The sequence below is a fragment of the Caballeronia sp. J97 genome, from assembly GCF_905220305.1.
Lineage (GTDB): Bacteria > Pseudomonadota > Gammaproteobacteria > Burkholderiales > Burkholderiaceae > Caballeronia.
This window is the reverse complement of record NZ_CAJMZL010000024.1, coordinates 43,074-63,015: the sequence shown is the minus strand read 5'-3', so window position 1 is coordinate 63,015 and position 19,942 is coordinate 43,074. Positions and strand designations below refer to the sequence as shown.

Annotated in this window: 17 protein-coding genes; 5 read left to right on the top strand and 12 right to left on the bottom strand. The window is 61.5% G+C overall.

Annotation, left to right across the window (positions count from 1 at the left end):
• Positions 1-145 precede the first annotated feature (145 nt).
• The 5 genes from pxpB to U4Y90_RS25705 all read left to right on the top strand — a co-directional run bounded on the left by pxpB (position 146) and on the right by U4Y90_RS25705 (position 4,463).
• Complete coding sequence (gene pxpB / locus U4Y90_RS25725) at positions 146-799, top strand: 5-oxoprolinase subunit PxpB (RefSeq protein ID WP_321798807.1); 654 nt, start codon at positions 146-148, stop codon at positions 797-799.
• The gene (locus U4Y90_RS25720; RefSeq protein WP_321798805.1) at positions 796-1,836 is read left to right on the top strand and encodes a biotin-dependent carboxyltransferase family protein; all 1,041 of its coding nucleotides are present in this window, start codon (positions 796-798) and stop codon (positions 1,834-1,836) included. The genes pxpB and U4Y90_RS25720 overlap by 4 nt, the downstream gene beginning before the upstream one ends.
• 67 nt (positions 1,837-1,903) lie before the next feature.
• Positions 1,904-2,653 (top strand): 5-oxoprolinase subunit PxpA, encoded by a 750-nt coding sequence (pxpA, locus tag U4Y90_RS25715; RefSeq protein WP_321798804.1) that lies wholly within the window; start codon positions 1,904-1,906, stop codon positions 2,651-2,653.
• A gap of 137 nt (positions 2,654-2,790) precedes the next feature.
• On the top strand, positions 2,791-3,510 hold the full coding sequence (locus U4Y90_RS25710) for a DUF969 domain-containing protein (protein ID WP_321798802.1): 720 nt from the start codon (positions 2,791-2,793) through the stop codon (positions 3,508-3,510).
• Entirely contained in the window at positions 3,507-4,463 is a 957-nt protein-coding gene (locus U4Y90_RS25705; protein WP_321798800.1) for a DUF979 domain-containing protein, read from the top strand. The genes U4Y90_RS25710 and U4Y90_RS25705 overlap by 4 nt, the downstream gene beginning before the upstream one ends.
• 34 nt (positions 4,464-4,497) lie before the next feature.
• On the opposite strand, the gene U4Y90_RS25700 is transcribed toward U4Y90_RS25705, so the two are convergent.
• The 12 genes from U4Y90_RS25700 to U4Y90_RS25645 all read right to left on the bottom strand — a co-directional run bounded on the left by U4Y90_RS25700 (position 4,498) and on the right by U4Y90_RS25645 (position 19,868).
• Positions 4,498-5,496, bottom strand: coding sequence for a cellulase family glycosylhydrolase (locus tag U4Y90_RS25700; protein WP_321798798.1), 999 nt, complete (start codon positions 5,494-5,496; stop codon positions 4,498-4,500).
• A 93-nt stretch (positions 5,497-5,589) separates the two neighbouring features.
• Complete coding sequence (locus U4Y90_RS25695) at positions 5,590-6,753, bottom strand: glycosyltransferase family 4 protein (protein ID WP_321798906.1); 1,164 nt, start codon at positions 6,751-6,753, stop codon at positions 5,590-5,592.
• Between the two features lie 10 nt (positions 6,754-6,763).
• Positions 6,764-7,942, bottom strand: a complete 1,179-nt coding sequence (locus U4Y90_RS25690; protein WP_321798796.1) for a glycosyltransferase — start codon at positions 7,940-7,942, stop codon at positions 6,764-6,766.
• A complete protein-coding gene (gene murJ / locus U4Y90_RS25685; RefSeq protein ID WP_321798904.1) occupies positions 7,939-9,402 on the bottom strand; it encodes a murein biosynthesis integral membrane protein MurJ in 1,464 nt (487 codons plus the stop codon). The genes U4Y90_RS25690 and murJ overlap by 4 nt, the downstream gene beginning before the upstream one ends.
• 20 nt (positions 9,403-9,422) lie before the next feature.
• A complete protein-coding gene (locus tag U4Y90_RS25680; RefSeq protein WP_321798794.1) occupies positions 9,423-10,538 on the bottom strand; it encodes a glycosyltransferase in 1,116 nt (371 codons plus the stop codon).
• 53 nt (positions 10,539-10,591) lie between these two features.
• The gene (locus U4Y90_RS25675; protein ID WP_321798792.1) at positions 10,592-11,734 is read right to left on the bottom strand and encodes a glycosyltransferase; all 1,143 of its coding nucleotides are present in this window, start codon (positions 11,732-11,734) and stop codon (positions 10,592-10,594) included.
• The gene (locus U4Y90_RS25670; protein WP_321798790.1) at positions 11,727-13,052 is read right to left on the bottom strand and encodes an O-antigen ligase family protein; all 1,326 of its coding nucleotides are present in this window, start codon (positions 13,050-13,052) and stop codon (positions 11,727-11,729) included. The genes U4Y90_RS25675 and U4Y90_RS25670 overlap by 8 nt, the downstream gene beginning before the upstream one ends.
• A gap of 42 nt (positions 13,053-13,094) precedes the next feature.
• Entirely contained in the window at positions 13,095-15,296 is a 2,202-nt protein-coding gene (locus tag U4Y90_RS25665) for a polysaccharide biosynthesis tyrosine autokinase (protein WP_321798788.1), read from the bottom strand.
• 39 nt (positions 15,297-15,335) lie between these two features.
• Positions 15,336-15,785: a low molecular weight protein-tyrosine-phosphatase gene (locus tag U4Y90_RS25660; protein ID WP_321798902.1), complete on the bottom strand. Its 450-nt coding sequence runs from the start codon at positions 15,783-15,785 to the stop codon at positions 15,336-15,338.
• A gap of 106 nt (positions 15,786-15,891) precedes the next feature.
• Positions 15,892-17,238 carry a polysaccharide biosynthesis/export family protein gene (locus tag U4Y90_RS25655; RefSeq protein WP_321798787.1) on the bottom strand — a complete coding sequence of 449 codons (1,347 nt, stop codon included), beginning with the start codon at positions 17,236-17,238 and terminating at the stop codon, positions 15,892-15,894.
• Positions 17,239-17,251: 13 nt separating this feature from the next.
• A complete protein-coding gene (locus U4Y90_RS25650) occupies positions 17,252-18,304 on the bottom strand; it encodes a sugar transferase (RefSeq protein ID WP_321798901.1) in 1,053 nt (350 codons plus the stop codon).
• A 142-nt stretch (positions 18,305-18,446) separates the two neighbouring features.
• The gene (locus U4Y90_RS25645) at positions 18,447-19,868 is read right to left on the bottom strand and encodes a mannose-1-phosphate guanylyltransferase/mannose-6-phosphate isomerase (RefSeq protein ID WP_321798785.1); all 1,422 of its coding nucleotides are present in this window, start codon (positions 19,866-19,868) and stop codon (positions 18,447-18,449) included.
• Between the last annotated feature and the right edge of the window lie 74 nt (positions 19,869-19,942).

Sequence of the window (19,942 nt, the reverse complement as noted above, 5' to 3'; positions counted from 1 at the left end):
CGCCATTTCTGCGAACGACGATGCATCTCGGCGAAAACGCGAATTGATAATTTCTTGATAATTTATTGACAATGTAACATTCTGCGACGACGCGAAGTTCATCGGATCGGACGAATTTCGCGTTTCGCAAAGGCAAATTCGAGGCATGACAAGACCACGTATTCATTCGCTCGGCGACACAGCGCTCGTGTGCGAAGCCGCGCCGCCCGCCACGCTCGACTGCCAGCGCCGCATCTGGGCGCTGGCGGAGCATGCGCGCCTCATGCCGCACGTCGTCGAGGTGGTGCCGGGCATGAACAATCTGACCATTGTGTTCGATCCGCTGGAAGCGGATTACGAATCGCTCGCCGCTCAACTGGAGGGCGGCTGGGACGCCGCCGGGCCGAGCGACATGGACAGCACGGAAATCGAGATTCCGGTGCGCTACGGCGGCGCCGACGGCCCGGATCTCGCCGCGCTGGCGAAGCACACAGGCCTTTCCGTCGACGAAGTGGTGAAGCGTCATACGCAGGCCGAATACGTCGTGTTCTTTCTCGGCTTCCAGCCGGGCTTCGCCTATCTCGGCGGGCTCGATCCCGCGCTCGCGATGCCGCGCCGCGCCGAGCCGCGTCTGGAAGTGCCGGCGGGATCGGTCGGGATCGGCGGGGCGCAGACGGGCATCTATCCGGCGGCGTCGCCGGGCGGCTGGCAGTTGCTCGGGCGCACCGAGCTGAAGCTATTCGACCCGGCCCGACAGCCGCCGACGCTCATGCAGCCCGGCGACCGCGTGCGCTTCACGGCGCTGGAGGTGCGCGCATGATCGACGTGATTCGCGCGGGCGTGCTCACTTCCGTCCAGGATCTCGGCCGGCGCGGCTACCGGCATCTCGGCGTCAGTTCTGGTGGCGCGCTGGATGCGCTGTCGCTGGAAATCGGCAATCGCATCGTAGGGAACAGGCCGGACGCGGCGGGCATCGAGGTCACGTTCGGGCCGACGGTGCTGCGCTTCAAGCACGCGACGCGCATCGCCATCACCGGAACCGATTTCGGCGCGACGCTCGACGACAAGCCCGTCTACTCGTGGTGGAGCCTGCCCGTGCGTCCCGGTCAGGAGCTGACGCTGCGCGCGGCGAAGCGCGGCATGCGCTGCTACGTGGCGATTGCGGGCGGCATCGATGTCCTGCCGATGCTCGGCTCGCGCTCGACCGATCTCGCCGCGTGCTTCGGCGGCCTCGGCGGGCGCGCGCTGCGCGACGGCGACCGCTTGCCGGTCGGCGTTCCGCAGCCGCATAAAGGCATCGCGTTTTCGCCGGAAGAACCCGCGTTCGGCGTGAAAGCGCCCGCGTGGTGCAAGTTCGTGCTCGTCGACGAACCCGTGCGGCGCGGACGCCATTCGCCGAGCCTCGCGTGGGCGGTGCCGATTCGCGTGCTGCGCGGCCCGGAATACGCGAGTTTCAGCGATGCTGCGCAGCAAAGTTTCTGGAGCGACGAATGGACGATCACGCCGAACAGCAACCGCATGGGCTTTCGTCTCGCGGGCACGGCGCTCGAGCGGCGCGAGAAGATCGAGTTGCTGTCGCATGCGGTGTTGCCCGGCACGATCCAGGTGCCGCCGAACGGCCAGCCGATCATCCTGATGGGCGACGCGCAGACCACCGGCGGCTATCCGAAGATCGGCGCGGTGATCAAGGCGGATTTGTGGAAGCTCGCGCAAGTGAAGCTGAACGGCGGCGTGCGTTTCGTCGAAACGTCGGTGGAAGAAGCGCGTCACGCGCTCGCCGACGAACGGCAATACGTGAGCCAGGTGGAAACGGCCATCGCGATGCACGAGGAACGCGTCGCGCGCGCCGGCTCTTGAATCGCAAGCTGCGCGGAAGACGCGGCGCATCACACTCAACATCCAACGTAACGACTGCGAAAACATCATGGAAATCGATCTCAATGCCGATCTCGGCGAAGGCTGCGGCTCCGACGAAGCGCTGCTCGATCTCGTGAGTTCCGCGAACATCGCGTGTGGCTGGCACGCGGGCGGCGCCACCGCGATGCGCGACTGCGTGCGCTGGGCCGTCGAGAAGGGCGTCGCCATCGGCGCGCATCCGAGCTTCAACGATCCCGAGAACTTCGGTCGCAAGGAGATGGATCTGCCGCCTGGGGAAATCTACGCCGGCGTGCTGTATCAACTCGGCGCGCTGTCGGCGATCGCGCAGGCGGAAGGCGGCCGCATCGCGCATGTGAAGCCGCACGGCGCGCTGTATAACCAGGCGGCGAGAAGCACGGCCATCGCCGATGCCATCGTCTCCGCCGTGCACGACTTCGATCCGTCTCTGCTCGTGTTCGGGCTCGCCAACAGCGGGCTCGTCGAAGCGGCGCGGCGCGCGGGGCTGATCGCGATCGAAGAAGTATTCGCGGATCGCGGCTATCGCGCGGACGGCTCGCTCGTGCCGCGCAAGGAGCCGGGCGCCCTGCTCGACGACGAAAATCTCGTGCTCGACCGCACCCTCGCGATGGTGCGCGAGCAGCGCGTGCGGGCCGTTTCGGGCGAATGGGTGCCGCTCAACGCACAGACGATCTGCCTGCACGGCGACGGCGCGCACGCGCTCGAATTCGCGCGGCGCATTCGTGACGCGCTGGCGGACGCGGGCATCGAAGTACGCGCCGCGCACGCCGCCGCATAGCACGTTTTCAACAGCAGATTGAACGCCCCGTCGAAAACCGGGGCGTTTTAGCAAGCGGCCAGGCAGGTCGAAGAGCCGCAAGTGGTGAAACCACACGCCCGGTACGAGGCGTGATGTTCATATCGTTTGGAGAACACATGGCAACCCCTGTCAACCTGTGGCCGCTCATCGGCGTGGCCGTCATCATCGCGGGCTTCGTGCTGCGCTTCAATCCGATGTTGATCGTCGCGGCCGCCGCGATCATCACCGGCTTCGCGGCGCACTTTCCCATCGAGAAAATCCTGACCGCGATCGGCACCGGCTTTCTCAAGACACGCAACATTCCGCTCATCATCCTGTTGCCGCTCGCGGTGATCGGCCTGCTCGAACGGCACGGCCTGCGCGAGCGGGCGCAGATGTGGATTTCGAGCATCAAGGCCGCGACGGCCGGGCGCTTGCTGATCGTCTATCTGTTCGTGCGCGAGATCACGGCGGCGGTCGGCCTGACGGGTCTCGGCGGCCATCCGCAGATGGTGCGCCCGCTGCTCGCGCCGATGGCCGAAGGTGCCACCGAAGCGCGCTACGGCAAGCTCTCCGACGCGACGCGCCAAAAGCTGCGCGCGTACTCGGCGGCGACCGACAACGTGGGCCTGTTCTTCGGCGAGGACATTTTCGTCGCATTCGGCGCGATCGTGCTGATGGTCACGTTCCTGAAGGAAGCGGGCATCGTCGTGGAGCCGATGCACGTCGCCGTGTGGGGCATTCCCACCGCGATCTGCGCATTCCTGATCCACGGCTTCCGGCTGTGGCTGCTCGATCGCAGGCTCGCACGGGAACTCGACGCGCTCACGCGCAACGTCGCGGGAGAAAAAGCATGACGCTCACGATCAACTACCTGTTCTATCTCGTCGGCATCATCCTGCTGGTGGTCGGCGGCATGATCCTCACGGACAAGTCGCATCCGCGGCGTCTGACTGCCGGCGGTTTCTGGCTGATCTACGCGCTGATCTTTCTCGTCGGCGACTGGATTCCGGTGACGGTGGTCGGCGTGCTCGTCGTGGCGATGGCGTTGATCGCGGGCTTCGGCGGCGTCACGGGCGCGAAGCCGAAAATGCTCTCGGAAGAGACGCGCCGCCAGAGCGCGGTGCGGCTCGGCAACAAGCTCTTCGTGCCCGCGCTGACGATTCCCGTCGTCACCGTGATTCTCACGCTCGGCGCGAAGTATCTCGTGTTCGGCGGCGTGCCGCTGATCGAGTTGAAGAACGTGACGCTGATCGGCTTCGGCATCGGTTGCGTGATCGCGCTCGCCATTGCGTGCGTGATGACGCGCGACACCGTCGGCCAGTCGATGCGCGAAACGCGGCGTCTCATCGATGCGCTCTCGTGGGCGGCCGTGCTGCCGCAGATGCTCGGCATGCTCGGGCTCGTGTTCTCGGATGCGGGTGTGGGCAAGGCGGTCGCGCACGTGACGACGGCCTACGTCAACATGGACTACCGGCTGGTCGCGGTGGCGGTGTATGTCGTCGGCATGGCGCTCTTCACGATGGTCATGGGCAACGGTTTCGCCGCGTTCCCAGTGATGACGGGCGGCGTCGGCGTGCCGATTCTGGTCGGCGTGTTCCACGGCAATCCCGCGACGATGGCCGCGATCGGCATGTTCTCCGGCTACTGCGGCACGCTGATGACGCCGATGGCCGCGAACTTCAACATCGTGCCGGCGGCGCTGCTGGAGCTGCCAGACAAGAATGCGGTTATCAAAGTTCAGGTGCCGACGGCGGTGACGTTGTTGGTAGTCAATATTTTTCTGTTGAACTGGCTGATGTTCATCTGATTCCGCCAGTCCCGATCGATGCGCTGCGGCGTGCTCAGAAGGCGCATCCGCGATCGGTCGCGGCCGGATCGGGCGTGCCTCGATCCGGCTGTATCGAGGCATTGCCGTGAGCGCGCGCCCGAAGCGATTGAAGGTTCGCGATTTCCTGCCAGGCGGGCTTGGCGCTGAGGTCGGAAAAATGGAGCAAGCCGAAGTTGGCCTCCTTGTCCGCCGGATTGTTCGCGTCATCGACGAGGTCGTACCACCAGATGCCCTTGATGTAAGGTCGATCGGCGGCGAGCGCGAAGAAGCGTCTCAACATCTCGGCCTGCATCGATTCGGTCACGCCGAATTTGCCCTGGTTGGTGGGCCATCCCACTTCCGTGACGTACACGGGCAGCCGGATGTCGAACCGGGCGCTCAGGACCGACTCCAATGAGTCGAGCCAGCCTATCGCGTGTTCCGGAGCGCAGACCGGCGATTCATGGTAGCCGTACGGATGCACCGACAGGCCATCGGCGTACCGGAGCGCGCCGAGTTGCGCCAATCGTTCGTACCAGCCATTGTTCAGGCCTTTTTCGGTGACCCCGCCGACCAGTACGATCGAGTCGGGCCTGATTTTCTTGATGGCGGGATAGGCCGCTTTGACCAGCGCCGCGTAATCGTCCACGCGGCCCGGCTCGGTGCCGCCCAGCCCGTTGTCCCATTCGTTCCAGATTTCGTAGTAGCGAATCTTGTCGCCGAAGTGACGAACGAGCGCCTCCGCGTAGCGTGCGTAGCCCTGCACGGCTTCCGGCGACACCGGCTTTCGGCCATCGTCATACGAGGGATTGCCGTAGTCGAGGATCATCAGCGGCTCAAGGCCCAGTTCACGGGCCAGGCGGACGGTCTGATCGATGCTTGCGGGAAACGTGTAAGCGCCCTTCGATTTTTCGACATCGGACCAGTGGACCTCCATGCGAATCGACCGCATGCCCGCGTTGCTCGCCATCGGCAGCGTGCGGCCCTGGAAGCCGGGATCGGCCGCCCGGTGGATGCCGACGCCGACGATCATGTCTTGCGCCGGGTATGCCGGCAAACTGAACGTCAGGAACAGGCCGATGCAGAGAAACGTAAAGATCCGGGATGTCATCGCGTCGCTTTCCGGTCAAATGTCCATGTGATCCGCTTGGGCAATACTGCTGCAGCTTTCCACGAATTCAGCGTACCGTTTCTCGCAGTACGAGTGAAACGACTGCCGAAACCGTTCCGCCGAGAATCGTTCCGCGTTCATCCTGCATGCTCGCGGGTCGATCGGCTCCGCCAGGGATTCGAAGCGCGCGACGGCATCCACGATCGCATCTGGAGACTGGGCCGCATAGAACAGCCCGGTCGACCGGCGCGACGCGTCGCCGATTACCGTCTCTTTGGCGCCGCCGCTGCCGAATGCGATCACGGGTGTGCCGCATGCCTGCGCCTCCACCGGAACGATCCCGAAGTCCTCTTCCGCGTTGAAGACGAAAGCCTTGGCCCGGCGCATATGGTCTTGCAGGACGCTGAAGGGCTGATAGCCCATCAGCGTGACGTTCGATGTCGCGTGAGCTTTTGCTTTTGCGAATTCGGGACCGTCGCCGATCACCACGAGCCGTCGGGAAGGCATCTTCGCGAATGCCTCGACGATCGCCGGAATCTTCTTGTACGGAACGAGTCGTGATGCCGTCAGATAGAAGTCTTCTTTCGTATCGCTGCACTCGAAAGCGTCGATGCTGACAGGCGGATAGATCACGCTCGCTTCCCGGCGATAGACCTTGTTCACCCGGCGGGCAATGTAATGCGAGTTGGCGACGAAGCAGTCCACGCCAAGAGACGAGCGTGCATCCCATTGGCGAATCCTGTGCAGAATCAGTCGCGCGGCCCATCCGCTCAGACCTTTGTCGAGACCTGCTTCGCTGAGATATTGATGCTGCATATCCCAGGCATAGCGGATCGGCGAATGGATGTAGCAAATGTGAAGCTGATTGGGTCCGGTGATCACGCCTTTCGAGACCGCGTGCGAACTCGAGATGACGAGATCGTACGAGGAGAGGTCCAGTTGCTCCACAGCGAACGGCATCAGCGGAAGATACTTCTGATAGAGACGCGATACGCGCGGCAATTGCTGGATGAAAGTGGTCTTGGCCCGCCGCCCGCCGATGTGCTTCCGGTCCGCATCGCTATAGCAGTCGATGACCGAAAACAGGTCGGCATGCGGCCAGATCTCGAGCATCTGCTCGAGGACTTTCTCGGACCCACCTCGGGTGACGAGCCACTCATGGACGATCGCGACGCGCAGTTGACTGAATTCACGCATGTTGCCGGCTCCGCCCGTAGATCAAGTCCAGCATCTTTTGCGTTCGGACTTCATAGGTCTGTTCACGCGCCGCCTCCAGACGTGCATCCAGCGTGGCGCCTTCGCCGCGCAGCGCCGCGGCCACGGCTTCGATGAATTCGTCGTGTGTGCCGGCGAGCCGGGCAACATGGCCATAATCCCGAAGCGCATGGAGTTGGGTGGACACGACGGGTTTGCCCGCCGCCAGATATTCGAAGAACTTCATTGGGAACATCGCACGGGTGTAATCGTTGATTCGACATGGCAATATCGCCACGTCGAGTCCTTTCAGATAGCCAGGCAGGTCGCCATACGGGCGCGGACCCAGCAGATGAATATTGGCGTGCTGCTTCAGTCGCGATACGTCCGTATTCCGCTCGCCCTCGCCCACTTTTCCGATCAGCACGATCGACCATTCCGGATGCCGCCGCGCCATCTCCGAAATGAGCTCGAAGTCCACCTTATAGGCGCTCAGCGCGCCGATGAAGCCGATGCGAGGCCCAGGAATCCGGGCAAGGTCGTCGTGAATCGAGACGCCGTCTCCCATCGCCGATTGGAAATGCGAGAAATCGGCGACGTTCGGGAAGTAATGCGTGTTGTCGTTCCAGGCCTGGCGCGTGTCCAGAAGATGCTGCGAGGTGACGAAGCATATGTCCGACCGGCTCACCAGCTCTCGCTCCGCGCACTCGAGCTCGGCAACCGGCATATCGGGTTGAGCCTTGATTTCGTCGACGCAATGGAACACCACGCGCGCGAACCTGTCGAGCTTGATCAACTGGTGCGTCTTGGGGTTATAGGTCCAGCACAGCCCGGGTTTCATGCCCGTGCTCGCGAGGCATCGGGCGAGACCCATGCGCAGCAGGAGCCGGTTCAGGCGCACGACCCAGGGATAGCGATGCAGCGGCAATATCAGCGGGGACCACACCCACAAGTTTTCCCGGACCTTCCTCGGACCGGCAAGCCCGCGCCGCACGCGCCGCACTATGCGCTTCAGATCCGCGCCTGAAGCGGAGGGCTGGCGGATGGCCAGCGAGTCCACATAGAGAACCTTATGTCCCCGGCGGGCCAGTTCGACCGCGACGTGCTGCTTGTTCGTCCAGAACGGGTTGTCCCAGTCGGCCGTCGATATCAACACGATATCGTCTTTACTCATAACGTCTTACCTTGAACGCGTGTTTTCATGTATCCGAGCAACGTTTGACGGAGGCGGCGGTTCGCGCCTGTCCAGACGACCCAGAAGATGCCCGAAGCGACGGCGGCGATCACCAGCCCGCGCGGGCCAGATGGCCAGTCGATCATCACGGAGAGTGCGATGTAGGCGATCTCGCCCGCGATCATCCAGCCGATCGGGCCCAGTTCCTTTGCGCTGTAGCCAAACGCACGCGCAGCCATGACGCTATTGACGACGCCGTAGCCCGTCACGGCGAGTCCAATCGCCGCGACGCCGATCCAGCGTGATGCGACGAGATTGATGGCGACGGACACTGCCAGGCTGATCATCATGAAAGTGACCGCCGTCCTGTTTCTCAATTGGGCTGAAAGCGCTTTCTGCGCGATATAGCCAAGCGCCTGAGCCCAGAGTCCGATCGACATGGTGGCAAGAATGGCGCTCGTCAAAAGAATCGAACGCTCGTCGAAAGCGCCCCGGCCATACATCAGCGCCACGACATCGTGGGCGTGCACGTAGAGGAATCCCGAGGCGGGCACGGTCAGCAAGGTCAACGGGATCGCGATTCCAAGCAGGGCTTCGCGAATCTCATCGGCCGACTTTCCCGCAAGCTCGCTCAGGACCGCGAGCGCGAACGGAACCGTGATCAGGACATTGACGGTCTCGGAGACCAGCCGCGCGTAGTCGATCGCCGCCACGGCGCCATCCGCCAGTCGAGTGGCGACGATTCGCTCCACGGCGAAATTGCCCTGCATCAATATCGGCAAAAGAATCAGCGGACGCATCAGGCGCAGAACGCGCCGCACGACTTCCTTGACCTGATCCAGGCTCATGCTGGTGCGCCGGATCAGGCCGAGCGCGGTCAGTCTTCTCCATCCCCATACGCAGCAGACGATCTGGGCCAGCACGAAGCCGGTCGCGAGCAATGCGGTCTGTTCGAGGAAATAGGCGGCGCAGGTCGATGCAATCAACCCAATGCTCTGGACGGTCGCGCGCGCGCTCGTCAAGGTATGCCCGCCCGCCCCCATCTCCAGGTACGACATCAGCCCCGCGAGAATGTAGAGAGGCGCCGCCAGAGAGAGAATCTGCAGGAACATGGTCGCGCAGGCATGTGTCGGCGCATTGAAGGTGGGCGCGAGGACATGAACGATCTCCGACGAGAAGCAGACCATGAGCAGGCCAAGAAGCAGCCCGAACAGCCCGAATCCCACGAGGACGATCGTCGCGAAGCGCACCTCCGCGTCTTTGTCTTCCGCGCCCTGATATTGCCGTTGCAGCGGGATCACCGCCGCGTTCAGGACATCGGCCGTGAAGAAGTTGATCGGAATGAAGAGCGCGGCCTGAGCCAGCCGGTAAGCGGAAGCGACCGAGCCCGTTCCGTATAGCGACGCGACGAGCAGTTCGCGGCCCACGCCGACAATCTTGCCGACGAGCCCGCCGCTCATGAGCGCAAGTATCTTTCGCTTCATCGGCCTGCCATCCGCCGAATCAACTTCAGATAAGCCGATGCGCAGGGCTCCAGCCGATAGGTTTCCGGGAGCTGCGTGCGGCCGCCTCGCGCGGCAAGGTCGCAAGCGCGCCCAAGGGCTTCGACGACAGCGTCCGTATTTTTTGAATCGACCGCGAAAATACCTGCTTGCGAAGGTATCGAGGCAGCCACGCTCTTCGCGAGGACCGATGGCAGTCCGGCCGCCAGCGCTTCAAGCATGTTGAGCGGCAAACCCTCCACGCGAAGCGTGAGAAAGCCGAACACGTCGGCTGCGGCGAGACTGCGCGCAACTTCGCTCCGTGCCTGCGCGCCCGTGAACACGACGCGCGAGGCAATGCCTTTCTCTTGCGCCAATGCCTCAAGCGCTTCCTGATCCGGTCCGTCGCCGACGATCAGCAGACGCGCGCGCGTATTCGGGCGCGCGAATGAATCGAACGCCGACAGGAGTTCCCGGACACCCTTCTGAGGATGCAAGCGACTGACCGATACGATCACCTGATGAGCGTCGTCGAATCCATACGCCTGTCTTGCCGCGCGACGAACCGAAGGCTCGAGTGCGAACACGCGCTCGTCGATACCGTTGGCGATCACCTCGATCGGCGCATGCGACCTGGATAGGACGGACGTCCATTGAATCTGCCGTTTGACGGCGTCGGAGATCGCAACGATCGCGTCATAGCGCGAAAGCGCGTGGCGGTCCTTGAAGATCCAGAGAAGATTTTTCGATGAGCCCAGCACCGAGCGCAAGGTCGGTCGGCGCCATTTCGATATGAACTCGCCGATGCTCGACCCGTGGGCCTGCATCATCACCGGGACCGTGCGGTTCGTCCGATGCAGCGCGATCGCGCGCGCGCCCGCGCTCACGCCGATCGCCGCGTCGAGTCCCTCGGCGCACAGGACATCGAAAGCGGCCAGCGTACCGTTCCAGAAGGCCGTCGAATACCGGCCGCCGCGCGCGCCCTCGATCGCAATGACGTCGATGCCATCGATCTCGAACCGGCCCGGACAGCCCGCGACGGCCGATGTCACGACGGTCGTCCTGATGCCGCGCGCATGGAATGCCTGAGCCAGATCCCAGACGACACGCTCCATTCCTCCGATCCGGTGCATCGGAATGGAACGGGAAAACAGGCTGATATGGCGTATCACGGACGACTCCCACGAATGGCGGAGTAGATCGATTCCAGCTTCTGCGTTTGCCGCGCGATGTCGAAATTCTCCTCGACGACTCGGCGGGCGTTCGCCGCAAGGCGCGCGTGAAGTCGCGTGTCCGTCAGCACCGCCGCCATGCGGTCCGAGAGACCATTGGCGTCGCGTTCCGCTACCAGCAATCCGTTTACGCCGTCCTGGATCGCTTCGGGAATTCCGCCATGACGCGTGGCCACGCACGGGACATGGTGGGCCGCCGCTTCCAGCAAAACCATGCCCAATCCCTCGGAATCGCCCGATTTCGCGGTCACGCTCGGGAGGCAAAACAGATAGGTGGTCGACATGAGCTTCATGACGTCAGCCCACGACAACGCGCCGTGAAACCGGATAGCGTCGCCAAGCTGCAGGGAGCTGGCGAGAGCCATCAGTTCCTCGCGCAGCGGCCCATCTCCCACGATATGCAGTTCGATGTCGGTAATGCCTCGCCTGCGCAGCCTTGCAAAGGCTTCGATGAGATAGCGTGTGCCTTTCTTTTCGACCAGACGCGCGACATGCAGGATTCGCCGCCCCGGTTGAGCATCCCAGACCGCGGGTTCGAACGAACGCGCGTCGATGCCCATGTAGTGTGTCTCGAGCAGATGTTCGGGATAGCCATAGTCGATGGCTCGGCCCCTGATGAAATCGGACACGCAAATGAGCCGGCTGGCGCCTTTCGCAACCGCGTTGCGCGAAAACGCGTAGCGCATTTCCGTGGGCTTGCCCGACAACGCGAAGGCTGACGGCCGGACGGTCACGTCGAAGCCATGAAGGGTGACGGCTAGCGGAATATCGAGCTTTTGGGCGACACGAATGCCGTACACCGCATCGAGCCCGAAGTGGGCATGCATGAGGGCAGGCCGATCGTCGCGCAAAATGTCGAGAAACGGGCGCGGCTCGCACCACAAGCGGTTTGCGAACCGGCTCCAGTTCGATGCGCGCTCAATCGTCCGGACCTCGCTACCTTCCGGAGCAGGTCCCAGGGTCTTTCGCCCCACATACAGCGGGCGATAGTGCCGCAACCAGCTTGCCTGCGCGTGAATGAACGGCTCTGACGCCTTGAACAGTTGATGTCGATAGACCAGAACACTCGGCTTATGCATTTTCCAACCTTCCCATGCGGGAACGTACCCGGTCGTTTTCATCTGCGTGGCGAACCCGGAAAGCAATCACGCGCGCCACGCCGAGACATGCGGCGAGCAACGGACTTACACGCAATGTACCGAGCAGTCCCCAGTTCTCGCCCAATCCTTGAATGAAGATGAAGAGAAACCCGCAAAGCATCCCGGCTCCGATCCATGCGGCGCTTTTCGGTCCGCAGCGCATGAACGCGACGATCTCCGCCACGAACGCGATCGAGAAGGCGGCGCCGCATACGACAGCAGGAATGCCGCTCTGTGACCAGAGTTGAATGAAGGTGTCATGCGGCGGAAGCTCGAGGATCTTGTTTTGCCACGCGTACGATCTGAACGATTCTGCCCAGCCACCGAACCCCTGTCCCAGGAGAGGACTTCTGATGAACTCCGATGCTGCATGTACCCAGATGAGCTGACGTGATCCGAGCGTGTCCGAGGAATCCTGTCCGAATCGTGTCGATGACAGAAATGCCAACCCGGCCACGCCGACGATGGCCACAGCAGCCAGCATGAAAAAGACCACCGCAAGACGCGAAGCCGACATCTTCCGGGACGTGTACGCCAGCATGGTCATGGCGAACAACAGGAGCACCGCGAGCATCAGTGACGCCTTGGATCCCGTGAACGCCACTGCACACAGGTGAACCGCGCCGACACAGACCAGAAGAGGCTTGCGCAGGCCGATGGCAATTCCGGCCGTCAAAGTCCCGACCATGCCGATCCAGACGCCGCCGAAATTCGCGTTGACTTCGAAGCCTCCCGATTTCTCGGGATCGAGGGCATTGTTTCTGGCAACGTCAAACAGGCCGCTCAACGTGCTCGGATTGGCGAATATTTCCGCTAACCGACTTTGGAGGTAGCTCAGCTTGATGCCCGGTTCGAGCCGGAAACCAATGACAAGGCCCGATTGAGCCAGCGCGCAAACCGAGTAGGCCATGATCAGGCTCATGACGAAGCGAGGATCGCGCTTCGCTTCGTGCATGCACGCTGCAAAGATGAAAAAAAATGGCAGCGTATAGATGATCTCGCGGACGCCGTCACGCACGCTGACGGCCCAAAGCAGGCTGATAGCCTGCACCAGGATCAGCGCCGCCAGACACTTCAGGGCGGTGGATGTCCTGAGCGGAGTCCACACGTCATAGAAGATCACGAGGCTGAAGCTGAGCAGCAACACCAGCGACGGATAGATTTCGCCAACCGGAAAGGTATAGATCTGAAATGGCGCGAGCAGCATCGTTAGCACGAGCATGCCACGCCCCATCACGCCATTGTTCCGAAATCCCATTAGTCGTCGCTCCGCATCGCGGTGCCGCGCCAGCGCATCCGTTCAACGCTTGTCATCGTAAGAGTACTGATACGCGTACTTGTATCGGCCGTATCGAAGCTTGCCGTTCGCGAGCGGAACCTGATTCATCACGGTGCCCTTCAGATTGACGCCCGCTTGCGTCAGCCGACGCACTGTCATTTCGATCTCTCTGGCCGGATGTGCGCCGAAACGCAGGACGAGCAGCGCCATGCCGGTCAGACGGCCAATGATGGCCGCATCGGTCACGGCCAGCACGGGTGCTGTGTCGAACAGGACGATGTCGTATTGCGCGCAAACTTCTTTCCGGAAACGATCGAAGCCCGGGTGCAGGAGCAAGTCGACCGGGTTCGACGGGATCGCGCCAGTCGAGATCAAATCCAGGCCGGGACCGACTCCGCGATGCACGCAATCCTCGAACTTGCCCATGCCCGAAACGATGTCCGAAAGACCTCGGCCTCGGTCGACGCCGAAAGAGTCGTGCAGAGCGCCGCGCCGCAAGTCCGCATCGATCAACAGCACGCGCTTGTTCATGGAACCCAGTATCGCGCCCAGGTTGGAGGCCACGAACGACTTGCCGACTCCCGGCGCCGGGCCGGAGATCATGATCGAATTGTTCGATGCGCCCTGCAGGGCGAAGTGCAATGTCGTGGCAAGGCTGCGCACGCTCTCGATCGCGCTGTCAGACGCGTTCTCGTAAGCGAGGCAACTTCCGCGCTTCTGTTTTCGGAGCAGCGGCATCAGACCCGACTCGCCACCGCTATGCGGAATCGTCGCGTACACGGGGAGGCCCAGTCCGCTTTCGATCTCCTCGCAATCTTCAACGCCGGATTGCATCCCGGCCCGGGCGAACGCGGTGCAGATGCCCAACAGCAGGCCAACGATCGCGGACAGGCAAACGACCAGCAACTTCTTGGGCTTCACCGGGAAATACGGCGTGACCGCGTTGTCGACGATTCGCACGCTCCCGATTCTCCCTGCCTTCACGACGCGTAACTGCTCGAGGTTGTTGAGCAGGTTCACATAGATCTGTGTATTCACCTCAAGGTCGCGCTTCAGACCGAGTGCCGCCTGCTCGTCGTTCGGCAGGCGTTTGATCCGGTCCTTACCCGCCGAGATAGTGCTCTTCAGAGCCGCGATTTGCTGATCGATCGCGTTCACGTCGGGTGCCGTTTCCATGAACCGCGGTATCAGCGCGGCCCTGCGCTGTTGCAATTCAGCCAGTTGCGCTTCGCCATCCACGCTCTGCTTGAGCAACAGTTTGGCTTCCTCGCCCAGGTCGAGAACCGCATGCTCACGCCGGAAATCGTTATACGCTTTCTCCGACACTTCGAGCTGCGACTTGACGAGTGGTAGCTGTCCCTCGAGGAAGGAGATCATATTCTGAGCTTCGGCTGCTTTTCGGTCAGCGTTCTGCCGCAGATAGGTCTGCGCCATCTCATTGAGCACGCGAGCGATCTGAGCGGGATCTTTGCCTTCCAGCGTGACGCCGACCACGCCGGAATCCTTGCTGCGCTCCTCGATCAGCAGGGACTTGGACAGTTGGTCGATCGTATCCAGTCGCTCGTTGCGGATCAGTGTGAATTCGGTATCCGGCTCGCCAATCATCCTGTCGATCTTCAACGACACTTTGCCGGCGTCGGTTTCGCCCGACTCCAGCTTTCCCGTGACCCCATCGAGGATTTTCTCGCCGTCGAGAAGCAGCCGATATTTGCCGCCTTTTTCCGCCACGACGATCCACTTGGCGCGATACAGCTGCGGCGGGACGTCGAACACATCGACGTCGATGCTCTCGGTGCCCCACGCGTAGCTGCGCAGCCCGAACAATGGCTTGCTGACCTGATCCTTATCAGCGGACTTTGCAACCAGCCGGCCGAGCACCGGAAAGCGCCGTGGCTCGGCCACGATGAACAGACGCAGATCGTCGACCGTCTGTCCGAGGACCAGGCGCGAGTTGAGAACCTCGATCTCCGTCGTCGCCTGCGATGACACGCCAAGGAACCCTGACAGGTTCTGACCGAGCAATGTCGAGGCAGTCGTTCCCACAGGGTTGGGCTGCTCGATTTGCACGGCAAAGTTCGACCGATAGGTAGGCGGCGCGAGAAACGCATAGAGCGTGCCGAGCACCAGAATGATCATCGTGACGATCGCCGCCATCCAACGGCCATCCCATAGGATAGCCAGATAGTCGCCCATTCCCTTTTCGCCGTCGGCATTCGGTTGCATGAATGCTCTGAGTTGATCGTCGCTTGTAACTGACATCTGTTATTTCCCTGTTACTGCTGGCATGCCCAGCTTCGCTACCCAATCCGCGGTTCCCTCGACCATCAAGTCGAGCGTCAAACTAAAGTGCTGCCTGGATTTACGGTATGGATCGGGCACATCGATCGCGCGGCTTTCCAGGAAGCGGAATATGCGCCCCCTCGTTTCGGGGAGCCAGGATTCGATGTCCCGCTTCTGAGCCGCTTCCATGACCAGAATGAGGTCGGCGCTGACGGCCGTTTCGCGCGTGAGCTGCCGTGCGACATGGCTCTCGATGTCGATACCCCGCTGCGCCATGAGCTCGATCGCGAGCGGGTCCGCGCCATGCCCGTCCAGCGCGTGCAGACCCGCCGAAACGATGTCGATGGATTCGCAAGCGTGTTTCAGCAGCGCGGCGCCCATCGGGCTTCTGCAAATGTTCCCGGTGCAAACCACCAGTACTCGCTTGAACATGATCACGCCGCCGTCTCCGCTGCGGCTTCGTCAACGCCGCGTATCGACGGAGACGAAAGCCCGATGGCATCCGGGCGCGATTCGCGTGCAATCGTCGAGGCAAGCATCATTTCGCCACGACCGCCGCAGTCAAGCCGGCATTGATGGCTGGCAACAACAAGGAAAGCACGCGGCTGAAGCGCACGAGGCCATTGCCGTCGACGTAGACGACGTCTGACGGGTGCAGGTCGAACTGGTTGGCAAGGATCATGGCGACCGGCGAGCGCGCGTTCAGATGGAACACCTGCGGCTCGGACGCCGAAGCGTTGCGGATGACGTAGATCTGCGCCGCGTCGGCGCTCATGCTGTTGAGGCTGCCCGCCTGGGAGAGCGCGTCGCTCAGTGTGAGCTTGCCGTTTGTCATCGGCACCGCGCTGGCCGGCTTGTTCACTTCACCCATGACGTACACCGGGCTGTCCGTTCTGGCCAGGACGCGAACGACATCCTTGTTACGCAGTACGATTTGCGCCGGGCTTTGACCGCGGCTGAGCATGGCCGTGAAATTGATCAAATGAGACTTCCCGTTGCGGATCAGGACGACACGGCTTTGATCAGCGGTCGAACTGAAACCGCCTGCCCGGCTGATCGCGTCGTAGATCGACATTGGAATGTCGTTGACCGGCTGAACGCCGGGAGCGTGGACTTCACCGTCGATATAAGCTGCCTGAGAGCGAAACGACGCCACGCGCAATGTCACCTGCGGTGAGCGCAGCGTTTTTCCGAGCTGCGCCACGAGCAACTGCCGGGCTTCGTCAGGGCGCAGTCCGGCAACGCGGATATGGCCGACGTAGGGGAACTGGAGATCGCCAGTTTGATCCACGACGAATCCGGGCGCCGGATCAGCCGTTCGCGTGGGGCTTTGAAGCGGTGCGCCTGCCGCCGCGGCGATCTCGGGGTGATCCCAGACCGTGATTTGGAGCACATCGCCTGGCCCGATGGCATAGGGCCCAGGCGCCGCGAGCAGCGAGGGATCGTCAAGGCCGCCACTTGCCGCGGTTTCGCTCTGGATCGTCCTGATGAGCGAGAGATCGATGTCCCGGATCGGAATATTTTCGGAACTCGCGGATGCATTCGCACTGCCGGCAACAACCGGCAGCGTGGCGGTGCTATTCATCTGCATACCGGGTGCGACGGCGCAAGCGCCGAGCGCGGCACACAGAACGATAGCCGCGATGCCTTGTGTGCCTTGCCACAATGCTTTTCCAATCGCGGCCGCTTTGGGCGGCACAACTTCGTATGTCATTTTGGTTGCTTGAGGGTCGACGAAACCGATCGACGCAGTACCGTTAAAAGAACATCTCGATGAACGTGCGAGGGTTTCGTCCGCATGTTTGCATCGGATCATGTTTGTTACCAAAGGCCGGAAATTCATCTCAGGCCCGAGCGCATCGAAGGTGTGATCCGACTCGTGCATTCGACTCGTGCATTCAATAGGCTCCGACCCGCCGCAGGACGACACTGAAGGTCCTGATGAGAATGCGAAAATCCTCCGTAAGCGACCAGTTGCTTATATAGGCCGTATCCAGATTGACGCGAGTCTCATAGTCGACGTCGTTACGCCCACTGATCTGCCAGAGTCCGGTCATGCCCGGGGTTGCGCTCAGATAGCGAGACTTGAATTCACCGTACTTCTGCAACTCCGCCTCGACGATCGGCCTCGGGCCCACCAGGCTCATGTCGCCACGCAACACGTTCCATAGCTGCGGCAATTCGTCCAGACTGGTTTCGCGAAGGAGCCGCCCAACCGGCGTGACTCGGACATCGTCCTTCAGCTTGAATTCGCGCTCCCACATTTCGCGCGCCTTCGCGTCGCGAGCAAGCAGGTCTGCCAGAACAGCGTCGGCATTGGTCACCATCGTGCGGAACTTCCAGCAGGCGAACTTCTTGCCGCCTCGTCCGATCCGCTCGTGCCCGAAAATCGCCCGTCCGCCGTCGCGCCGGACAGCGAGCGAAATCAGGCAGAAGAAGGGCGATAGAAGCACCAACAGGAACGCCGACATCACGACATCGAAAGCCCGTTTCAGCATGCGTCGAGAACGCAGCGAAACGCCTTCCGAAGCGGCCGCTTCGCGCTTCTCGCGCTTCTCGCGCTTTTCCGCGTTGAGGCGTTTCAGGCGCTGCGAGTAACGCATCAGAAGTCTCGTCATGAGCATCCCGAAGCCGCTCAGAAGCATCCAATACATATTCCAGCGGAAAGGAATCGCATCCGAGTCTCGAAGCAGATAACCGATCGCTATTTCGCATGCCTGCACCGCGAGCCAAGCCGCGATCGCCCGGCCGATCGATCGCCTCATCGATGGCGTAAGGCCGAGGCGGTAGCAACCGAACGCGGGAAACACGCTCAGGGATAGCGCTACCGCAAATGCCACCCGTTCTCCGATCAAAGGAGGCAATTCAGGAACCATCGATTGACCCAACTTCGATGCCAGGAATGCCCCTGATACGATACAAGCTAAATCAGATATCCTAATAAATGCCATCACTTACAAATTTATAGAATCTTTGCTCAACCTTGGTCATGGGCAGAGACCCAACCAGCAGAATCAGGTTGAACGTGTCGGTCTGGGTTCCCTTGTTGCAGTCGTATGGACGCCACCAGGCACCGTCTACCTACAACCTTGCCTACGCACGGCCATACGTATCTTCCAGACGAACTATGTCGTCCTCTCCGAGATACGTACCGGACTGAACCTCGATCAATTCGAGCGGAATCCTTCCTGGATTAGCCAATCGATGAGCGATGCCCAACGCTATGAAGGTCGACTGATTCTCCGAGAGAATCGTCTTGCTATCACCGTTCGTTACGACCGCAGTTCCCTTCACGACGACCCAATGTTCAGCGCGATGATGGTGCAACTGAAGACTGAGTTGCGCTCCCGGATTCACGACGATGCGCTTCACCTGAAAACGATCGCCGTGGTCGATGCTTTCGTACCAACCCCAAGGCCTGAAAACCCGTCGATGAGCGCTCGCTTCGACGCGCTTGTCCGCTTCCAGTCTTTCGACGATTTTCCTCACGTCTTGCGCCTTGTCACGACTCGCCACCAGCACTGCATCCGGCGTTTCGACGATAACCAGATTGTCGACTCCGACCGCGGCGACCAGCCTGTGATCAGCGCGAATGAAGCAATTCGAAACAGACTCACAGACGATATCGCCCGATAGCGCATTGCCCTGTGCATCGTGGTCAGCCAGGTCGTGGAGCGAACTCCACGATCCGATGTCGTTCCATCCCAGATCGTCGCTCGGGATCACCGCGGCGTGAGCAGTCCGCTCCATGACGGCGTGGTCGATCGACAGGTTGGCGCATGCACTGAAGACCGACTCGTTCAGGCGAAGGAAGTCATTGTCCCGACACGCTTCATCGACTGCACGATGGGCCTGCGTCACCATGTGCGGCTCATGTGCTTCCAGTTCGGCCAGATAGCGATCTGCCCTGAACATGAACATTCCGCTGTTCCAGAGATAAGTTCCTTCCTCCAGGAAGGAGCGGGCGGTCTCGACCGATGGTTTCTCTACGAAGCCTTCGATGTTGAGTGCATGCCCGCTGTCTGCCAGAACATCACCCGTACGAATATATCCGTATCCCGAATGCGGCTCACTGGGCGTTATCCCAAAAGCCACGAGGAAATTGTTTGTTGCAGCATCCGTTGCCAATGAAACCGCACGGACGAACGCCTCCTCGTTCTCTATCGCGTGATCGGAGGGCAGCACCAGCAGCGCAGCATCGGGACATTGGCGTAACGCAAGAATTGCCGCGACAGCGGTCGCCGGAGCGGTGTTTCGACTCACGGGCTCCAGCACAACGGCCGAAGGCGTGACATCTATCTGCCGCAAATGCTCGGCAACGAGGAACCGCTGTTCGTTGCTCGTCACGACGATAGGCGGTGTTATATCGCGGAGTGCTCGAAGACGTAACGCGGTCTTTTGGAGAAGACTTCGTTCATCGGTCAGAGCGAGATATTGTTTGGCGTAGCTGCCTCTGGACATGGGCCAAAGGCGACTACCCTTACCTCCACACAAGATGAGAGGGAAAATTTGCATAGCTATGAATGAAGGTGGGCGGCCGGATCCGCTATCGCGAATCGGTCAATCGACGCTCTTATCGCGGGCGGAGA